Source organism: Chryseobacterium sp. 22543 (genome assembly GCF_052044565.1).
Taxonomy (GTDB): Bacteria; Bacteroidota; Bacteroidia; order Flavobacteriales; family Weeksellaceae; genus Chryseobacterium.
Genome location: NZ_JBQENH010000004.1, coordinates 201,387 through 218,392, shown reverse-complemented (window position 1 = coordinate 218,392; position 17,006 = coordinate 201,387). Strand labels below are relative to the sequence as shown.

Here is a 17,006-nt window from a genome sequence, read left to right as displayed (position 1 = left end):
TTATTTTTTGTACAGCGTTTCTATAATATTTTCTACACTGTCAAATATTTTCTTATTGTCGAACTGACTTTCAATATTTTTAAGATTTTCTCTGATATGGAGAACAATGCCGGGATCTGTAAAGAATGTCTTCATTGCCGAATACATTTCATCAACCTCATAGCTGATGAGATACCCGGTTTCCCGGTCTTTGATCATCAGCCCTACATCACCTACATTTGTTGCAATAATAGGCTTCTGAAGGATTAATGCTTCAGCAATTACCAAAGGCCATGCTTCAGATTCTGAAGGAAGGATAAAGTAGTCCGCCTTTTTAATGTATGGATAAGGATTCATCTGATTTCCGGCTAAAATAAATGTCTTTTCAACATTGTTTTTTGCGACCTGAGCCTTAAGGTTCTTCATTTCGTCACCATCACCAATGACAATGATGCTGTGATGAAATCCTTCGTTGATAAGCCTTGTATGTGCTTCTATAAGCTTATGATATCCTTTTCTTGAATGAAGCCTTCCAATAGAAGCGAAAACAGGTCCTTCAGGGAACGTATCAAGCTTTTCTTCGGCCTTACGTTTTATTTCTTCGATAGGAATAGGATTGATAATAACACTCTCAGCCGGATAACTGAGATCCGGATAATACTGATGCATCATATCCTTTATTTTGTGAGAGCAATACACTATATGATCAAACTGAGGAAAACTCTTTAAAATATCAGGAACCAAAGGTTGAAATTTAGGAACATTGATTTCAGAGTGAAACCATCCGATTTTTTTTGAATTCGTATGGGTAGAACTGAGAATAGCATCATAATCCCTGTAATCCATCCCTATTTCTATATCAAAAGTATCATTGATAAGCCGGTCTGCAATCGCTGGGTTGTTTTTCAGTTTACGAAGCTTTAACCTTCTTTTGACAAGCTGAACTTTCTGTAAGAGAGTGTTGTCGGAAAAATCCTCTTTTCCATCGGTAAGATATATTTTTCTGATATGTTTCGGAAGTTCATCACGCAACTTGCCCTGGTTAAGGGTAAGGCATACCGTCATTTCAAATTTGTCAGGATCCAGGTTGTTGAGAAGTCCCAACAGTACTTTTTCTACACCTCCCATTTCCATGGAGCGGTGTCTGAACAAAATTTTTATTTTTTTTTCTAACATTATCCGAAGATTGATTGTAAAGTAATTGTTATTTTTTTCTTGATACGGAAAGGAAGTTTATGCTGATATTGCAGCAGACTGAATATTTCATCTACACCCGGATAATGATCAGGAATTTTCTGGCCATTGATGGTGGTAAGTCCTCTGCGTTTCATGGTATTGAAAATCACCTGAGCAAAATACTCATGGGATTTCTTTTTATTGTCATTCTGGGAAATTCCCCCTTGATGAGTTCTGTAAAGGTAGTTGGTGTCATTAATGAACTGAACTTTTCCTTTTTCATACATTTTAAGGTAGAGATCCTGATCTTCCCCGATTTTCAAATCCGGATTCATTTTTTCTGTCTGTTCATATACTGCCTTTCTGAAGGTTACAAAATGAGCGATCTGAATAGGGAAATTAAAAAAATAAGGATCATCGTTCGGTACCTGCATTGCAGATCTGAACGGAGAAATTGGTTTCAGATTCTGATCACAGGTCATAAACCTGGAATAGGTAAGGACTGTGTTTTTTTTAGCCTGAAAGATCTCCATACATTTTTGAATGGCTGTTGGGTTTATAGCATCATCAGGATCTAAAAATCCACAGATTTCCCCTTCTGCCAGCTCAATCAGTTTACTTTTTGTTACACCTACACCGGAATTTTTTTCATTTTCGAAAAATTTAAACCTTTTATCACTTGAAATCATTTCCCGGATCATTTTCTTCTCGCTTTCAGAGGAGGCGTCATCCAGAATGATGGCTTCCCAGTCTGTATACGTCTGCTGAAGGATGCTTTCAAAACAGTCTTTGAAAAAATGAGCGTTATTATAATGGGCTATAAGGATAGAAAACTTCATTAATGTTCCTTAAATATTAATTCCTGATGATTGATTACGGTTGTATTGGGAGGAACATCTTTGTAAATTGTACATCCTGCTCCAATAATACAGTTGTCTCCGATAGTTACCCCTTTTAGGATGGTAACATTGCTTCCGAGCCAGCAGTTGCTTCCGATTTTGATGGGAGCTGTGGTGAACTCAGCGTGAGACAGTTTAAAATCCGGATGAGTCTGATAGGCATGGTTGTGGTCATACAGTTTTACATTTTCTCCGAATAATGTATTATCCCCTATTGAAATACTGTCCAGACAGTTGATGGAACAGAAGTTATTCATGAAAAAATTGTTCCCGATTTCTAAAGTGGCATTCTGCTGCACAAGAACATGTACATAATTTCTGAAACTGACCCCATTACCAATTGTCACTTTCTTTACATTTTCATGCAGAATAAAATGATCACTGATCCCAAGCTTTATCCCCTTGAAAGAAACATGAGGATGTTTTTTGAGAAGAGAAATCTGGCTTTTCCGTTGAAGTTTTGCTAAAATTTCATAAAGCATACCTAAATTTATTTTCACATTTGTAGCCTACAAATATAATTTGTTTTACATAATTATAATAATAAATCTTATTTTTGTGCCTTAAAATTAACACTTTATAGTAATAAAAACAGTACTCCGTGTTGAGTTTGCTGTATTTTGATAAAGTAAAGCATTTTGCGGTTCTGTGAAGATAAGTCAGATTACATTTACCAGGTTTATTGCCGCTATGGCAATTGTCATTTCCCATTTCAATAAAGATCTGTTTTTATATAAGATAGATTACATTTCCAATCTTTTTTTGAGAGCGAATGTCGGGGTAAGCTATTTCTTTATCCTTTCAGGGTTTATTATGATCATTGCTTATCATAAAAAGGATAAGATTGATTATCTGGAGTTTTATAAAAACAGATTTGCCAGGATCTATCCGCTTTATATGCTGGGACTTCTGCTGTATTTCATGACGAGATATGAAATGTTTGATTGGTATAAGCTGGTTTTATACGGATTAGGCATTCAGAGCTGGATACCTGGAGAAGCCATGATTTTGAATTTTCCGGGATGGTCTATCTCTGTAGAGTTTTTCTTTTACCTGATTTTCCCGTTTTTATATAATTATTTTTACGCGAAAAAAAATAAAATGATCTGGGTATTTGCTATTGGACTGTGGCTGATTACTCAGGTGTTTTCAAACCTTTATCCGGTATATGGAGCGTATGAGGGGCCACATACGAAAAGTCATGAATTCCTTTATTATTTCCCTTTCTGGCATCTTAATGAATTTCTGATCGGAAATCTTGCGGGAATATTTTTCGTGAGAAATTATAAGCAAAAAAATTACGATCGTCAGGTGATTGCCGTCTTTTTACTGATCCTTGTGTCGCTGATGTTTGTTCCGCTTTTTTATCACAACGGTTTGATGGCTTTATTTTTTGTGCCTGCAATTCTCCTTATTTCGGCGAATAACGGAAGAATAAGTAAGCTCTTTTCATTAAAGCCTCTGGAATATCTTGGAGAAATAAGTTATGGTATATATATCACACATATTCCTGTTCTTTATCTTGTCCGGGAGTTTTTAAAATGGCAGGAATACACGTTTAGTATTGATCTTGTATTTGTGATTTACATTATTGTTATGCTGTTCAGTTCTGCAGTTTTTTATCAGTGTATTGAAAAACCAATGCGTGATCTTTTAAGGAAGATACATTTTTCCAAACAATAAAATTAAAGCACTGTTTTTAAACTAGACACTTAGTTTAATTATACTATTAGAACAAATCGTTCCTGAAATTAATATTATAGAGCCCTGAACGTATACTTTTATAATCCGTAAGCAGATACTTCGTTATCATTCCCCATTTTTTGAAAAGAGGAGCATTGGCAATTTGGAAACTTCTGTAGACTCTTTTGATATGAAGCTTCATATCATTGGGAATGGTATTTTCATTTTCTGCCCAATGGTTGACTTCCTTCCACAAGATAACTCTTGTTGAGGCCGGTTTAACTTGTCTGGAATCTATTTTGGTAATTCTGTTGTTTTCGTGAACCCCTCTTACCGCTACTGCCTTATCAAGAATTCCCGGATATAAACTCAGATAGTAGGAGAGTCTGAATAGAAATTCAGTATCCTGATGAAGCTTTAAATGTGTTTTGAAGAAATACTCCATGTTTTTCAAAGAACTTTTACGGATAGTCAATGCATCAATGCTGAAAAGCCCGAAAGTTCCTATCATGTTAAGCTGTCCCGGAAATACATCTCTTGGAGGATGTTTCTTGTAAACTGTAGTAAGGCGGTCCCCAAAGACCTTGTAATATTGTTCTTTTGCTTTCTCCGAATAATAGTGAACCCCGATTGCACCATAAACTCCGTCAACATCTTTGTTGGAAAACAGTTCTTTTTCTGCATCAAAACGGTTGGGAAGGTAGTAATCATCCGCATCCAGAAAAGCGATAAAATCTCCTTCCGCTTTTTCCAGGCCTAAATTTCTGCTGGCACCGGCTCCATGATTGCCTTTGTCAGGATGCTGAAAAAGCTTTACTCTATCATGTTTTTCAGCGAGTTCCTTACAGACCTGTAATGCATTGTCCGGAGACTTGTCCTCTACCAATACCACTTCATATACCTCTTCGAACTGAAGCGCAGAATCTACAGCCTGAGAAACATATTTTTCGGCATTGTAAACGGGAATAATTACTGAAATTTTCATTTGTATCGGATTATGCTTTTAATTTAATTTTTAAATAATTGGTTACTCTTTTCTCAACAAAATAATACAGAAGTGATGCCACTATAATGACCATGGCAATCTTAAATAGAAAAAAAGGATAGCTGAGGTAGCCTTCAACTTTAAATCTTTTTAAAGCAATTTCTACAAAAGGATGCGACAGATACAGTGAATAGGAAATGTCTCCCAGAAAAATAAAGGCTTTGTTTCCTTTAAACTGAAATACATAATCAAAAGTTAAGAAAGAAAAGACGAACAGGGAGATAATGGCCAGCTTTATCATATCATTATCTGTAGGGATAATGCTAAGCAGCACCAATATAAATAATGCGATTCCTGTTACAGAAAGTAACGCTGCCCAAATCTTTGAAATTGTAAATCTGTTCAATAGAAGTGAAAAAAGAATTCCTACAACAAAATATAGGTTCAGAGAATGGGTTACCATTCGTAAATACGGACTTTCAAAATGGATAAAATATCCCAGAATTGAAGTAAGGATGAAAAACCCTGCGATGAAGTAATATCTTTTTTCTTTAAAGAATAATGAAAGTCCAAATATGAGATAAAAGAACATTTCAAAATTTAAAGACCAGCCCAAGAAAAGGACCGGAAATTCTTTCTTTGTGGGAAGAAATAATAATGAATGGATAAGCTCATAAAGTCCTGCTCCGTGAAAATAGAGGAAAAAACTGCCTCCGGGTATCATCGCAGCAAAGGTCAAAAGATAATACAGCGGAACAATTCTGATCACCCTTCTTTTGTAAAATAAAGTGATCTGCTGAAAAGAATCTTTACTGAAATTTATTTTTTGAGTGGTGAAAGCCATGATAAACCCACTGATAATAAAAAATACGGGAACACCGATACTTCCTTTTTTAAAGAGAATATCGCCAAGATTCAGCCCGGGCAGGTTTATTGTTTCACGGAAATGAAAGCAGCATACCAATAAGGCTGAAATCCCTCTTAATATCTGGAGGTTGTTAAGCTTCATGACTGGAGGAATCTTATTTTTTAAATATCTTTTTTATAATAAGTCCCATCACAAAAGGAACTCTGGCAATATTATGCTGAAACGTCTTGAACCCGTCTATGGTAAATTTGGTATCTTCTGTCATTCCGTATTCTGAAAAATCTACTTCAGGAACAGCCTTATGTTTAAAGGTTACATTCATCAAGTTGTACTGATGGATAACCTGGATGTACATCTCTTTACTGTCTTCTACAGAAAAATTCGGGTAATGGCGATAGCTGTTGTGAGCTCTTTCCTTTAGCATCGTTTTGAAGTTGTCTACACTTTCTGCTAAGCTTACAAATGGGTTTACTACAGCGTTATAAACATTTACTACCGCTTTACGGTCTGGCAGCATGGTAAGCTGATATCCTCTTCTTAAATCTATTACCAGGTCATGAACCGGTTTGAAATGTTCCTGAACTGTTTTTATATAATCCTGATGAAGCATGTCATCATTATCCAGCTCACTGGTGATCACAAATTTTGTATCAGGAGTGAAAAACTGAGGAATTATTTCTACAGCTTTCGTTTTCATAACATCAAAATCTTCTACAAATACCGCTTTGAAAGTTGGGTATTCTGTTTCAATTTCTTTAATGATTTTTCTAAACTTATCAGATGTATTGGTGTCGAAAAAGGTAAGCCAGACGTAGTTTTGGTTGGTCTGATTTTTATAAGAAGGAAGCACGTAAGTTCTGAATAACTTGAACCGGTCATCCAGCCATTCTTCAGTAAGCGGTTTATATCCTGAACGTGTTTCGTTCCAGCCTTTTGTAGGAACATTGAATCTTGTCATTATTACGTGTACAAATTGACTCATCTAAATAAATTTATTTAAAGTTATATAATTTACAAGGGTTTCTGCTGTATATCTGCTTGGCGGCACCCACTCATTTGTGTAGTTTTTATGGAAATATAGTTGTCCGAAGTATATTATACTTCAAATTTAGCCATCTACTTTTTTTCTGAAAAGCTTGTAATAAAACCTTTTGAAAGAAAGATATTTTGCGACCACGGCCAGGGGAATCATTTTTTGAAATTCGCGTCTTTGCTGTATAAGCTGGGTGGTACGAACATCTATGATATGGTAAGCCAGTTTGTCGTGTACCTCTTCACCATAAAGTTTTTTTAAGGTTGGTAGAATTTTAAGGCGCTGCTTCATGATTTTGATCGGATCGGCAGACATATTATCGTTGACGTCTTTTCGGTAATGGGCAAGAGCTTCATTGATCAAAAGGGCATCAGGATGATCCTTGGTGATATAAATCCACATTACCCAGTCTTCACAGCTGGTAAGGGTAGTGTCAAAAAGAAAACCTTCCAGAAGTTTTTTGCCTATCAAGGCACAGTGTATCGGGATAGAAAATTTAAGATCCCAATCGTATACAATTCCATCAAAGGTCAGGAAACTCTGCTCAACATTTTTATAGCCAGGAAGATGGGTTTGGTTTCTGTAGATGGTGTACTGACTTACAATCAACGGATATTCTTTGTCTCCGGAAAGGCTTTTGGAAAACTTTTCACGGTGTATCAGATCATCCGAATCCAAAAACTGTATATAATCTCCGGTAACAATTTCCAGTGCTGCATTTCTTGCAGAAGACAGACCTCCGTTTTCTTTATAAAGATACTTAAAACGGCTGTCCTTTTTTACCCATTTATCAGCTACTTCATCAGTATTATCAGGCGATCCGTCATTGACAATGATACATTCCCAATTTTCATAAGTCTGATCCATTATAGACTGCAGACATTCATCTAAAAACTGAGCCTGTTTGTAGCAGGGGACAATTACGGATATTTTGGGATTCATTTTCATTTTTTATTCAATAGGTTTAATGTGTTTTTTTATTCTTCAGTTGGTCATAAAAACCACTACTTTTTAATTGCTTTTTCTTGGCCTGAATAATATCTGAAGCTTTCTGGTCGAAGGTACAAAAATTATTTTTTCCGGTACAGAATGGGATCTTTCGGGAGCGGCCATGTATTGTCTTTTATAAATAAGATGAATAGAGTTTCTTAAGGTATTCATCAGGAGACAGACCTTCGAAAAAATCTTCTGTAAGGCTGTTGAACTCTATATTATAAAAGGAACCTTCGTTCACAGTTTCATAATCTGCATTTTTTGCAAGATGATTCTCCAGCTGAGATAAAATCTCCGGTAATGAGTACTGGTAAGGGTAAGCAAGATTGACGATCTCATTGTTGAGGTCCTGCATATACTTCCCGACAAATGATGCAATATCATCCGTACCAATCAGAATTCTTCTTGCATTGCTGTAAATGGTTAGCTTATTTTCAGATAAGATTGAATTTTTAAGAAAGTTGATCAGCGTATTGGGATTTCCTCCACGGCCTACAGCATTCCCTACCCTGAAAATAATAAAGCTGAAGCAATGCTCTGCAATTATTTTTTCAATAGCAAGTTTATGCACTACATAAGGGCTGTCGGTTTTACTGGGATCATAAATACTGCATGTGGAAAAATAGATCAGCTTTTTATCCGGATTTTGGCTAATAACTGATTTCAGAAGGGATATTTCTCTTTCAAATTCAGCAGGATTCTTTTCCAGTGAATTGGAAACCCCTGATGCAAAAAAAATAACATCCTCTTTATCATAAAGTTTTACGGCATTTGCCAGAATTCCACTACCAATAATCATATGCTTCTTTTCTAATTAAGATGTTAGTTTTAAATCTTTTAAGAACATCAATAGATTTAAAGTTTTTTAAAGATTTTAAAAAGTCCAAGTGTATTCCCCAATTTTGCCCATCTTGAATTTTTTACATGATTCAATTGGTTGAGGGCCTGGTCATATTTCTTTTTCGGAACATAGCTCTGAATAAAAAGATCTTCAATACTTATGTTTCTTCTTTCTGCCATTTTGATCATAGCAACCCAGTGCCAGAATAATGCTTTTTCTGCATTTTTGGTCGTAGAGATCCCACTGTCATGGATTCTGTATAAGTATAAATCCTCATCAATATATTTAACAGGGGCTGTTTCGCACATTTTCATGTACCAGTCTTTATCTTCAGCAATTTTTAAGAAAGAATCAATGCCGGACGTCTGCTCGTAAATCTTCTTTTTGAATGTGACGAAATGTGAAATCTCTGCATTGAAGTTAAAGTAAGACTGATCCAGTTCTGTGATTTGTTTGGCTTTATGAACAGACAGAGGATTAAGATTTTCATCACAACGGACAAAATTTGAATATACCAGGCCTGCTTCCGGATATTCGGAATGTGTTTTTAAAACAATTTCCAGAGCATGAGGAGCCAAAGCGTCATCCGGGTCTAAAAAACCGCATATTCCTGCTTCAGCAAGACCTATTAATCTTTTTTTTGTATAGCCAATTCCTCTGTTTTGGTCATTCTGGTGTATTTTAAACCGGGAATCGTCACCTGTGATTTTTTTTATAACTTCTAGAGAGTTATCGGTAGAGCCGTCATCCAGAATTACAGCTTCCCAATCCGTTTCAGTCTGCGCAACTAAGCTTTGGCAGCATTTTTCAAAAAAATGGCCATTGTTATAATTGGCAATAAGTATACTGAATTTACTCATTTCGACTGTGTTTATTCAAGATTTTTTTTAATGCATTCAGATATCCGAAACCATATTTTCTGTCCGGTTCCAGAATATTTCCTTCTGCCCATTCGTTCCAGGATTTAACAATTAAAAACTGTTCAGGATAATCTTTTTTATCCTCAAGATATGTTGCGGCTTTTTCAACCTGCTGTTCAAATATTTCCGGAGAATTATTAGCAAGTATAATGCCTCTGTATCCACTTCTTGGAGTATTGTCCCAATTAGGCAGGATACATGGATAGGTAGGAACGTTGCTTTCTTCAAACTTTAAGTCATTGACTACCGCCTGGGCGTCCTGAATTCTGACTTTAGGCTGTTCTTTTTTCTTAATTCCGATTAATCCTTTTATTCTGTTTTTATAATATTGAGAATGGGAGATGTATTCTTTTTTGTCAATATGAGGTACCCATGCTTTCTGAAAGGCATTGGAAATCTTACTGTCATATCCCATAGATTTAAAATCAAGATCATCACGAAGTTTATTGGATGCCATGACATATAAGCCATCAAATCCGTTTTCTTTTGCAAGCTCTCTGAATCTGGAAATATAATGAGGATCTCCATCATTCAAATGGTTGGGATCGTAGATAATCAAAAGAGGTTTATTGTCCACTTTTATATACCTCTCGTCCTTGAAGAAAGGAAGAAGGTATTCGAAATGGGCAATTAAGTCCTGTTCATTAGGGTAAACCTGTTGAGCCAGAATTTTTTCTGATAATCCGTGCCATATGCCTGACCATGTTTCATTGGCCCAGCAGAAGCAGAAAGGGAAATCTGGTTTTCCTGATTTCAGCACATCGTTGGCAACACGTTCCAACAATTGTTTGCCATTACCAAACCAGTAATGATAGTAGATAAATCCGTGTACACCATAGTCTTTAGCCATCTGAGCCTGCTGTTCTCTTACTTCTGGAACCCGCAGATCATAATATCCCAAATCTCCAGGGTATATAGGCTGTTCATGTCCTTCAAATAAAGGTTGGGCTTTTCCTACATTCGTCCATTCTGTAAAACCTTTTCCCCACCATTCGTCATTTTCAGGGACAGGATGGTATTGAGGGAGGTAGAATGCAAGGGGCTTTATTTTTTTCATCATTAACTTATTTCGTTCGATAGAGGATCTTATTTTTTAATACAATAAAAATAGGAGGAATCAATAATTTGAGCAGCTTTCTTCCTTTTTTTTCTTGAGGTTTTTCTGTTTTTGGGGCAGGTTTGCCATAAGTTTCCACGTATTTTGGACTGGAATAACAGATGGAAAGAAATAATTCATAGTTTTGATTCATTTTTGCAGTATCTCTCATCATACTGCTGTCATGAAGTCTTATAAGCGTTTTTGTATTGCCTTCATAGCCAATATGCTGAAATTTAAAATCATTCAAAACACATCTGAGATTAAATTCCCAATCTTCTAAAGACTTTAAACGCTCATCAAAGAAACCAATTGTTTTGAAAATATCTTTATGATATAACGGAGCAGATATTACAAAAGGGTTTTTAATCTTAAAAAGCTGCTTAATATCAGTAGTATCATCAAAATTTAAGTATACTTCCGGAAGAAAATTATTTCTTCCAAAAATCCTTTTATAGTTGACTCCTTCTGAGCTTTCAAAATATCGGTATCCGGAAATAATGATATCAATATTTTGATTAAAAAACCTAGAATGAGCTTCTAATTTTTTATTTTCTATTATATCATCGCAATCAAGGAGAAGCAGCCATTCTCCATTGGCCGTTTTTATTCCTGCATTTCTGGCAGACGATAAACCACCATTATCTTTATAGAGATAGTGAAAACGGCTGTCTGTTTCCAGCCATTTTTTTGCAATATTTTCTGTGTTATCCGGTGATCCATCATTCACAATGATGCATTCCCAATCCTGAAACGTCTGTTCTAACACAGATTGTAGGCATTCATCAAGAAAATGAGCCTGATTATAACATGGGACGATTATTGAAATTTTTGGATTCATTTTTAAATCATTTTATTTAAAAATTTATACAACGGAACCGGAATTTTATACTGTATTGCAATACTTAATCTTTTTACATTGAAAGGGTATTTCTTGTAGGCTTCAGTGTATTGTGAAGGCAGTTTTTCTCCAGAAAAATAATATTTCTGTGTGATACCATTTATTTTATTTTTTAGATCACCTTCTTTATCAAACATCATTTGAAGCATCACGTTTTCAATTTCAATTCTGTCTGCTTTTATTTTTGAAATATTTTCCTGGTGTAATCTGTAATATGCCAGTTTTTCAGGGATGTAACCAATTAAATACTTTTCATTTATTTTTAACCAGCGATAATAATCTTCAGCAATAAACATTGAATCATATTCGCCGGTTTCAATAATTGCTTCTGTTCTTATCAATGTAGTCAGACCTGCAATTCTGTTATTTTTTATCAGTTCTTTTCTGAAAATATAGGGATCAACTTCTCCTAATGCATCATAATCTGCTATATCTTCTCCAATACGGCTGTTTTCATCTATTATATTGGTATTGGTATGAATCATGGCATATTCTTTTCCTAAAGATTCAATTTTAGCAACAGTCTTTTCTAAGAACTCAGGATGCAGGTAATCATCTGCTGAAATGATTTTTATATATTTTCCTTTTGCAAGCTTAATACATTCATTCAACATTGTTGCCAGACCTGTGTTTTTGGTATGGAAGTTTTTTTCTGCAGAATAACTATTATCATTTAACCAACGCTCAAAAACTTCAACGGAATTATCAGGCGAGACATCATCACCCAGAATAAGCTGAATGTTTTTATAGGTTTGATTTTTTACACTATCTAAATTTTCCTTGATATATTGGGAATGATTATAGGCTGTGACAATAACTGTAACTAAAGGCTGTTCCATATTAATACTCATTTAAGGCATTAATGATGTTTATCACTTCATGCTCTTCTAACACAGAAGATATAGGTAAGCTCAGTACTTCCTCATGTATCAGTTCACTGATAGGAAAAGAAAGTTCATTCATTTCTTTGTAAGCTTCCTGTTGATGGGGAGGAATAGGGTAGTGAATGATAGTCTGAATACCTTTTTCTGTTAAATAGGTTTGAAGTAGATCACGGTTTTCTGTTCTTATGACAAAAACATGCCATACATGCTCTTTTTCATCTGAAGGGTTTTCAGGAAGGATGATTTTGGAATTTTTTATTCCTTCGATAAATAATTTTGCAATTCTTCTTCTTGCTTCATTTTCATCTTCAATATATTTCAGCTTAACATCTAAAACAGCTGCCTGAAGTTCATCTAATCTGGAATTTAATCCTTTGTAAATATTAATATATTTTTGGTTTGAGCCATAATTTCCTAAAGCACGGATCGTTTCGGATAATTGTTTGTCATTTGTTGTGACTGCTCCTGCGTCTCCCAGAGCTCCCAGATTTTTTCCGGGATAAAAACTGAACCCTGCGGCGTCTCCAAGATTTCCTGATTTAATGTTATTCCATTCGGCACCTATAGCCTGGGCATTGTCTTCTACAATTTTTAATTTATATTTTTCAGCAATACTTTTCAGTTTTTCTGAGAAAACAATTCTGCCCTGAAGATGAACTATTAAAATGGCTTTTGTCTTATCAGTAATCTTTTCTTCTATTTTTGAAATATCAATATTGTAAGTATTAAGCTCGGGTTCTACTAAAACGGGAACTAATCCATTGTCTGACAAAGCCAGAATGGAAGCAATATAGGTGTTGGAAGGGACAATTACTTCGTCACCGGGTTTCATATAACCCTGTTCGATATAAGCCCGAAAAATAAGACGAAGCGCATCCAGTCCGTTTGCTACCCCTATTGCATATTCTGAACCAATATAACCGGCTAAATTGGTTTCAAAATTTTTAATTTCGTTTCCTAATAAATACCATCCGCTTCTGAACACTTCCAGAAGTTTGTTTTCTATTTCCTGTTGGTATTTCAAATTTACTTTTTGAAGATCTAAAAACTTAATCATTTCTTTTTATTTTGAACATGCCACATATATTTCAGCGCAATGGTGAGGAAATTTTTTTCCTAATTTATAAAATCCGTCTATCATAGCTTCATTCCAATTATTTTCAATTTGTCCATTTGAAACAGGTTTAAAGAAAATGCCGCCCTCATCCACTATTTTATAACCGGCCTTTGTAATGTCATCTTTTAAAGTATCCAAATCATATACTCTGTAGTGTCCTAATTCATGGTCTCTTTGATTCAATTCATATTCGCTGTTTAATAATCCCATCTCTACTGCGGCTAATCTGTGGATAGACTTTGCGTTAGGCACTGAAATTAAAAATACACCACTATCGGATAACCAGGAAGATATAATTTTTAAAACTTCAACAGGATTTTCAATATGTTCGAGGACATGGCTCATTATTATAGTATCAAACTTTTTATCTGTTTTAAACTCTTCAAAATAGGAGTTATGTTTTGTAATATTTGGATAATCAGGAATTTGATTTAATAAATCTTGAGAGCCTTCAACCAAATCCAAAGATGAAAAGTCATTAATCAGATATTTGGTCATATGTCCTAAGGCAGGTCCTAATTCCAAAGCAGATTCTCCTTTAAAATAAGGTTTTAAACTTAAGTAATTCAATTCTGTTAACTTAAAATCAAAATTAAGAAAAGAGCTGTTATAGAATTGTGCTGAATCCTGCACTTTATTTTTATAATTTTCCATTTGTAATTTTATCTATTTTTAAATCGAGAACAGTATTTATAATTATGTCTGGCTGATAGGGGAGTAAGCTTTCTTTACTTAGAAAACCGGAAAGTACGGCGGCTGTTTTCATCCCTAATAATTTGCCTGTTTGAATATCTTTTCCTGTATCTCCAATAAACCAGTCTTCAGGAGTTATCTGAACTGCATTTTTAATTAAATCATGTTTTTCCTGTTGCTGTTGGGTTACTAAAACTTTCGTGAAAATATTTTCCCAACCGAATGATTTTACCTGTTCCAGAGCAATGCTTTCAGACTGACGGGCTGTAACAACAAACAGGGTATAGTTTTTAGACAGGTTTATGAGTAAGTCTACTATTCCTTCAAAAGGAGTATCTAATTTCAACCATTTTTCTAATTCAATTTCCGACATCCATTTTTTCTCAAAATCGCTGTATCGCTCGCTGGAATAATTAAATTTAGAAAGTAGAATTTCTTTATGACTTTTTTTACCCCGCTTTAAAGTCCAATATTCATCAAAAGACAATTCCGAAGTGGGAACTAATGACTGAAACAAGTGGTATAGCCTAGGCCGGGAATCAATTAAAGTACCATCAAGGTCAAAAAAAATATTCATATTATTTTTTATTTTTTTTCATGTACTCAAACTCTTCTTTTAGCCCTTCTTCAAGAGAGGTTTCTTTTTGTAGCAAAAATTCATTCATTTTTGAACTGTTGAATACAAAGTCTCTTCCTTTTTTTTCAGCAGGTATTTTTTCTATTGTTACGTCTTTGTTAGAAATGAGTTTTATTGTATTTACCAAATCATTGATAGAAATAGAACGATTTCCGACTAAGTTTATAACTCCTACATCTTTTAGTTGAATAGAATCTACAATAGCTTTAACGATATCTTTAATATAAATAAAAGAGCGCAATTCTTCTCCTGTGCCCCAGATCTGAATTGGCTTTTCTGCTAAAATATTATGTATTGTTGCAGGAATTATTTTCTGATAAGCCTCTTCTCCCGGACCGTACACATGGCCTATCCTTAAAATTTGAACGGATTTATTATGCTCTTTTCCCCAACTTTCCACCATCTTTTCTGAATATAGCTTAGAATGGCCGTACAATGAAGCCGGTTTTTCTAAAGTACTCTCAGAAATAATGTTCTCATTATCATAGACATCAAGTGTACTAAGGTAAATGAATTTTTTTATATGAGGTAAAGTAGCACTTAATAGTTTGTCTGTGTTAAATATATTTGAATTGGATAATTGAATATTATTGGCTTCACTTCCTTTTTTGGGGGTGAAAGCTCCTGCATGAATTATTGTTTCAATATACTGAAACCCATTTTTCAAAAAAAAATCGCTTTCGAACTGATAGTTGTTGTGTAACAAATATCTACATTCTGATATAGGTTGAGAAGTTAGACACACAACATTATCCCTACCGTATTTTTCAATCAATAGCGGAAGTAAATGTTTTCCTATAAATCCCGAAGCTCCCGTTAAAAGTAACATTTATAAATTTTTTATTCGTTGCTGTATCTGAATATCGGTCATTAATTTGGGTTGAGTGTCCATCCCCCTTAACCACATTAGCCCATCCTGTAATGGATTTATTTTTTTACTTAATTGGGGAAATTCATTATATAAAGCAATGTCTTTAAATATCTCAGGCATGTTTAATCCTGCTTCGGTAAAAAATAATACCGTTGTAAAGAATCTTGAAATATTGATTTCTGTAGGATTAGGTACTCCATTTTTGTCATAAGCCATATCTACCCCGAAAATGCCATGAGGCTTATCAGAAACTGCCTTTATGGTAGCTATTGATATTCTGTCTATTTCAGGATCTGAGTAGGTCTGGCCTACTTTTGTAACACCTGTAACCCCGGAAACAGTTCTGTTTCCATGAGTCCATCCTTTTCTTAATCTTGTCTGAGCGACTACCAATTCGCCTTCATGCCAAATGGAGAGCCATGTTACCGTGTCTGGAGTAAGCATTTCTGCTGCGACAAAGTCTCCCCATCCGTTATATCGGTCAATCCACCCTTTGGCAAACGAAAAATCATTAGTAGGCAGGGCGCCTTTACCTCCTCCTCCAATAGATGAAGCTCTTAGCCATATGTTTCCATCCTTATCTCCTAAATCTGAAAACGCTTTTTTTAGATCTTCTTCATTATTGATCATGATGTTTTCTGGAACTGTTACACCGGCTTCCCTGCATTTTAAATAGGTTTTATATTTATGAACACAGGTGTCTATTACTTCATGCGATGGCATAAACGTTTTAGTGCCGGTAGAATGAATGTCTTCTCTGATTATGGAGGCATGATAAATCTCCAGATCATTTTGAAAATGTATTAAATCAGGTTTTTCCTGATTCAGTATTTGTAATAATGACGCTTTATAATCTGGCTGATTGGCATAAGGTATATAGGATACTTCATGTGCATTGGAGAGTATCAGATCTGTAGGCTCACTGCCCATCCCAATTATTCTCTCCTTTTTCGAGCTTAGAAGAAGTGAGTTGATGACTCCTTCAGAGGGAGCGCCGCCTGCACCGGCAATTAATATTTTAATCATTCTATGAGTTTTTGAAATTCGTGGTAATCCCTTATATAATCGTCTTCAGTATATGGCAGAGATGCTAAACATAAAAGCACTGCATTATGTGAAAACTTGATATCTCTCCATACCAATTTGGGGATGTATATACCTTTAGATGGGTTATTCAGAACAAAACTTTCTTTATGTCCATCTTTATTTTCTGTGTTAAATTCTATAATACCTGAAACAGCGAATATTAATTGTTCAAGATTTTTATGAGCATGACCTCCTCTTATTACATCCTGAGGTGTATAATAAGTCCAGTATACACGCTTAATTTCAAAAGGTATATTTTTTAAATTTTCAGCGACTGTAATGAAGCCTAATGAAGAATCACCTATTTTTTCTAAATCAAAATATTGAACTTTTTCCATTAAATA

Annotated in this window: 19 protein-coding genes; 1 reads left to right on the top strand and 18 read right to left on the bottom strand. The window is 34.9% G+C overall.

What is annotated here, in order from left to right; genetic code table 11:
* Genes ACTJIP_RS15425 through ACTJIP_RS15415 form a run of 3 tightly spaced genes read right to left on the bottom strand, consistent with a single transcriptional unit; the run spans window position 1 to window position 2,536 of the window.
* Window positions 1-1,155, bottom strand: a complete 1,155-nt coding sequence (locus ACTJIP_RS15425; RefSeq protein WP_440704814.1) for a glycosyltransferase — start codon at window positions 1,153-1,155, stop codon at window positions 1-3.
* Window positions 1,155-1,994 (bottom strand): glycosyltransferase family 2 protein, encoded by an 840-nt coding sequence (locus ACTJIP_RS15420; RefSeq protein WP_219072079.1) that lies wholly within the window; start codon window positions 1,992-1,994, stop codon window positions 1,155-1,157. Before ACTJIP_RS15420 ends, ACTJIP_RS15425 begins: the two co-directional genes overlap by 1 nt.
* Entirely contained in the window at window positions 1,994-2,536 is a 543-nt protein-coding gene (locus ACTJIP_RS15415) for an acyltransferase (protein WP_077413506.1), read from the bottom strand. Before ACTJIP_RS15415 ends, ACTJIP_RS15420 begins: the two co-directional genes overlap by 1 nt.
* 166 nt (window positions 2,537-2,702) lie before the next feature.
* Here ACTJIP_RS15415 and ACTJIP_RS15410 point away from each other — a divergent pair, with 166 nt between their 5' ends.
* Window positions 2,703-3,737, top strand: coding sequence for an acyltransferase family protein (locus ACTJIP_RS15410; RefSeq protein WP_440704813.1), 1,035 nt, complete (start codon window positions 2,703-2,705; stop codon window positions 3,735-3,737).
* A 46-nt stretch (window positions 3,738-3,783) separates the two neighbouring features.
* On the opposite strand, the gene ACTJIP_RS15405 is transcribed toward ACTJIP_RS15410, so the two are convergent.
* From ACTJIP_RS15405 to ACTJIP_RS15335, 15 genes are all read right to left on the bottom strand, one after another.
* Complete coding sequence (locus ACTJIP_RS15405) at window positions 3,784-4,722, bottom strand: glycosyltransferase family 2 protein (RefSeq protein ID WP_077413507.1); 939 nt, start codon at window positions 4,720-4,722, stop codon at window positions 3,784-3,786.
* Window positions 4,723-4,732: 10 nt separating this feature from the next.
* The gene (locus ACTJIP_RS15400) at window positions 4,733-5,731 is read right to left on the bottom strand and encodes an acyltransferase family protein (protein WP_077413508.1); all 999 of its coding nucleotides are present in this window, start codon (window positions 5,729-5,731) and stop codon (window positions 4,733-4,735) included.
* A 13-nt stretch (window positions 5,732-5,744) separates the two neighbouring features.
* Entirely contained in the window at window positions 5,745-6,572 is an 828-nt protein-coding gene (locus ACTJIP_RS15395) for a glycosyltransferase (RefSeq protein ID WP_077413509.1), read from the bottom strand.
* 126 nt (window positions 6,573-6,698) lie between these two features.
* On the bottom strand, window positions 6,699-7,565 hold the full coding sequence (locus ACTJIP_RS15390) for a glycosyltransferase family 2 protein (protein WP_077413684.1): 867 nt from the start codon (window positions 7,563-7,565) through the stop codon (window positions 6,699-6,701).
* A gap of 181 nt (window positions 7,566-7,746) precedes the next feature.
* A complete protein-coding gene (locus ACTJIP_RS15385; RefSeq protein ID WP_077413510.1) occupies window positions 7,747-8,415 on the bottom strand; it encodes an NAD-dependent epimerase/dehydratase family protein in 669 nt (222 codons plus the stop codon).
* A 56-nt stretch (window positions 8,416-8,471) separates the two neighbouring features.
* Window positions 8,472-9,317 carry a glycosyltransferase family 2 protein gene (locus ACTJIP_RS15380; protein ID WP_077413511.1) on the bottom strand — a complete coding sequence of 282 codons (846 nt, stop codon included), beginning with the start codon at window positions 9,315-9,317 and terminating at the stop codon, window positions 8,472-8,474.
* Window positions 9,310-10,434, bottom strand: coding sequence for a glycosyltransferase WbsX family protein (locus ACTJIP_RS15375; RefSeq protein WP_077413685.1), 1,125 nt, complete (start codon window positions 10,432-10,434; stop codon window positions 9,310-9,312). The genes ACTJIP_RS15380 and ACTJIP_RS15375 overlap by 8 nt, the downstream gene beginning before the upstream one ends.
* A gap of 7 nt (window positions 10,435-10,441) precedes the next feature.
* On the bottom strand, window positions 10,442-11,314 hold the full coding sequence (locus tag ACTJIP_RS15370; RefSeq protein ID WP_180565006.1) for a glycosyltransferase family 2 protein: 873 nt from the start codon (window positions 11,312-11,314) through the stop codon (window positions 10,442-10,444).
* 2 nt (window positions 11,315-11,316) lie between these two features.
* Entirely contained in the window at window positions 11,317-12,213 is an 897-nt protein-coding gene (locus ACTJIP_RS15365) for a glycosyltransferase family 2 protein (protein ID WP_175627177.1), read from the bottom strand.
* Between the two features lies 1 nt (window position 12,214).
* Window positions 12,215-13,315: a DegT/DnrJ/EryC1/StrS family aminotransferase gene (locus ACTJIP_RS15360; protein ID WP_077413514.1), complete on the bottom strand. Its 1,101-nt coding sequence runs from the start codon at window positions 13,313-13,315 to the stop codon at window positions 12,215-12,217.
* 6 nt (window positions 13,316-13,321) lie between these two features.
* Window positions 13,322-14,029, bottom strand: coding sequence for a class I SAM-dependent methyltransferase (locus ACTJIP_RS15355; RefSeq protein WP_077413515.1), 708 nt, complete (start codon window positions 14,027-14,029; stop codon window positions 13,322-13,324).
* Window positions 14,016-14,645 carry an HAD family hydrolase gene (locus tag ACTJIP_RS15350; protein WP_440704812.1) on the bottom strand — a complete coding sequence of 210 codons (630 nt, stop codon included), beginning with the start codon at window positions 14,643-14,645 and terminating at the stop codon, window positions 14,016-14,018. Before ACTJIP_RS15350 ends, ACTJIP_RS15355 begins: the two co-directional genes overlap by 14 nt.
* Before the next feature lies 1 nt (window position 14,646).
* Window positions 14,647-15,534: an NAD-dependent epimerase/dehydratase family protein gene (locus tag ACTJIP_RS15345; protein ID WP_440704811.1), complete on the bottom strand. Its 888-nt coding sequence runs from the start codon at window positions 15,532-15,534 to the stop codon at window positions 14,647-14,649.
* The gene (locus ACTJIP_RS15340) at window positions 15,535-16,602 is read right to left on the bottom strand and encodes a carboxylate--amine ligase (RefSeq protein ID WP_077413518.1); all 1,068 of its coding nucleotides are present in this window, start codon (window positions 16,600-16,602) and stop codon (window positions 15,535-15,537) included.
* Window positions 16,599-17,000: a sugar 3,4-ketoisomerase gene (locus tag ACTJIP_RS15335; protein ID WP_077413519.1), complete on the bottom strand. Its 402-nt coding sequence runs from the start codon at window positions 16,998-17,000 to the stop codon at window positions 16,599-16,601. The genes ACTJIP_RS15340 and ACTJIP_RS15335 overlap by 4 nt, the downstream gene beginning before the upstream one ends.
* Window positions 17,001-17,006: the final 6 nt, after the last annotated feature.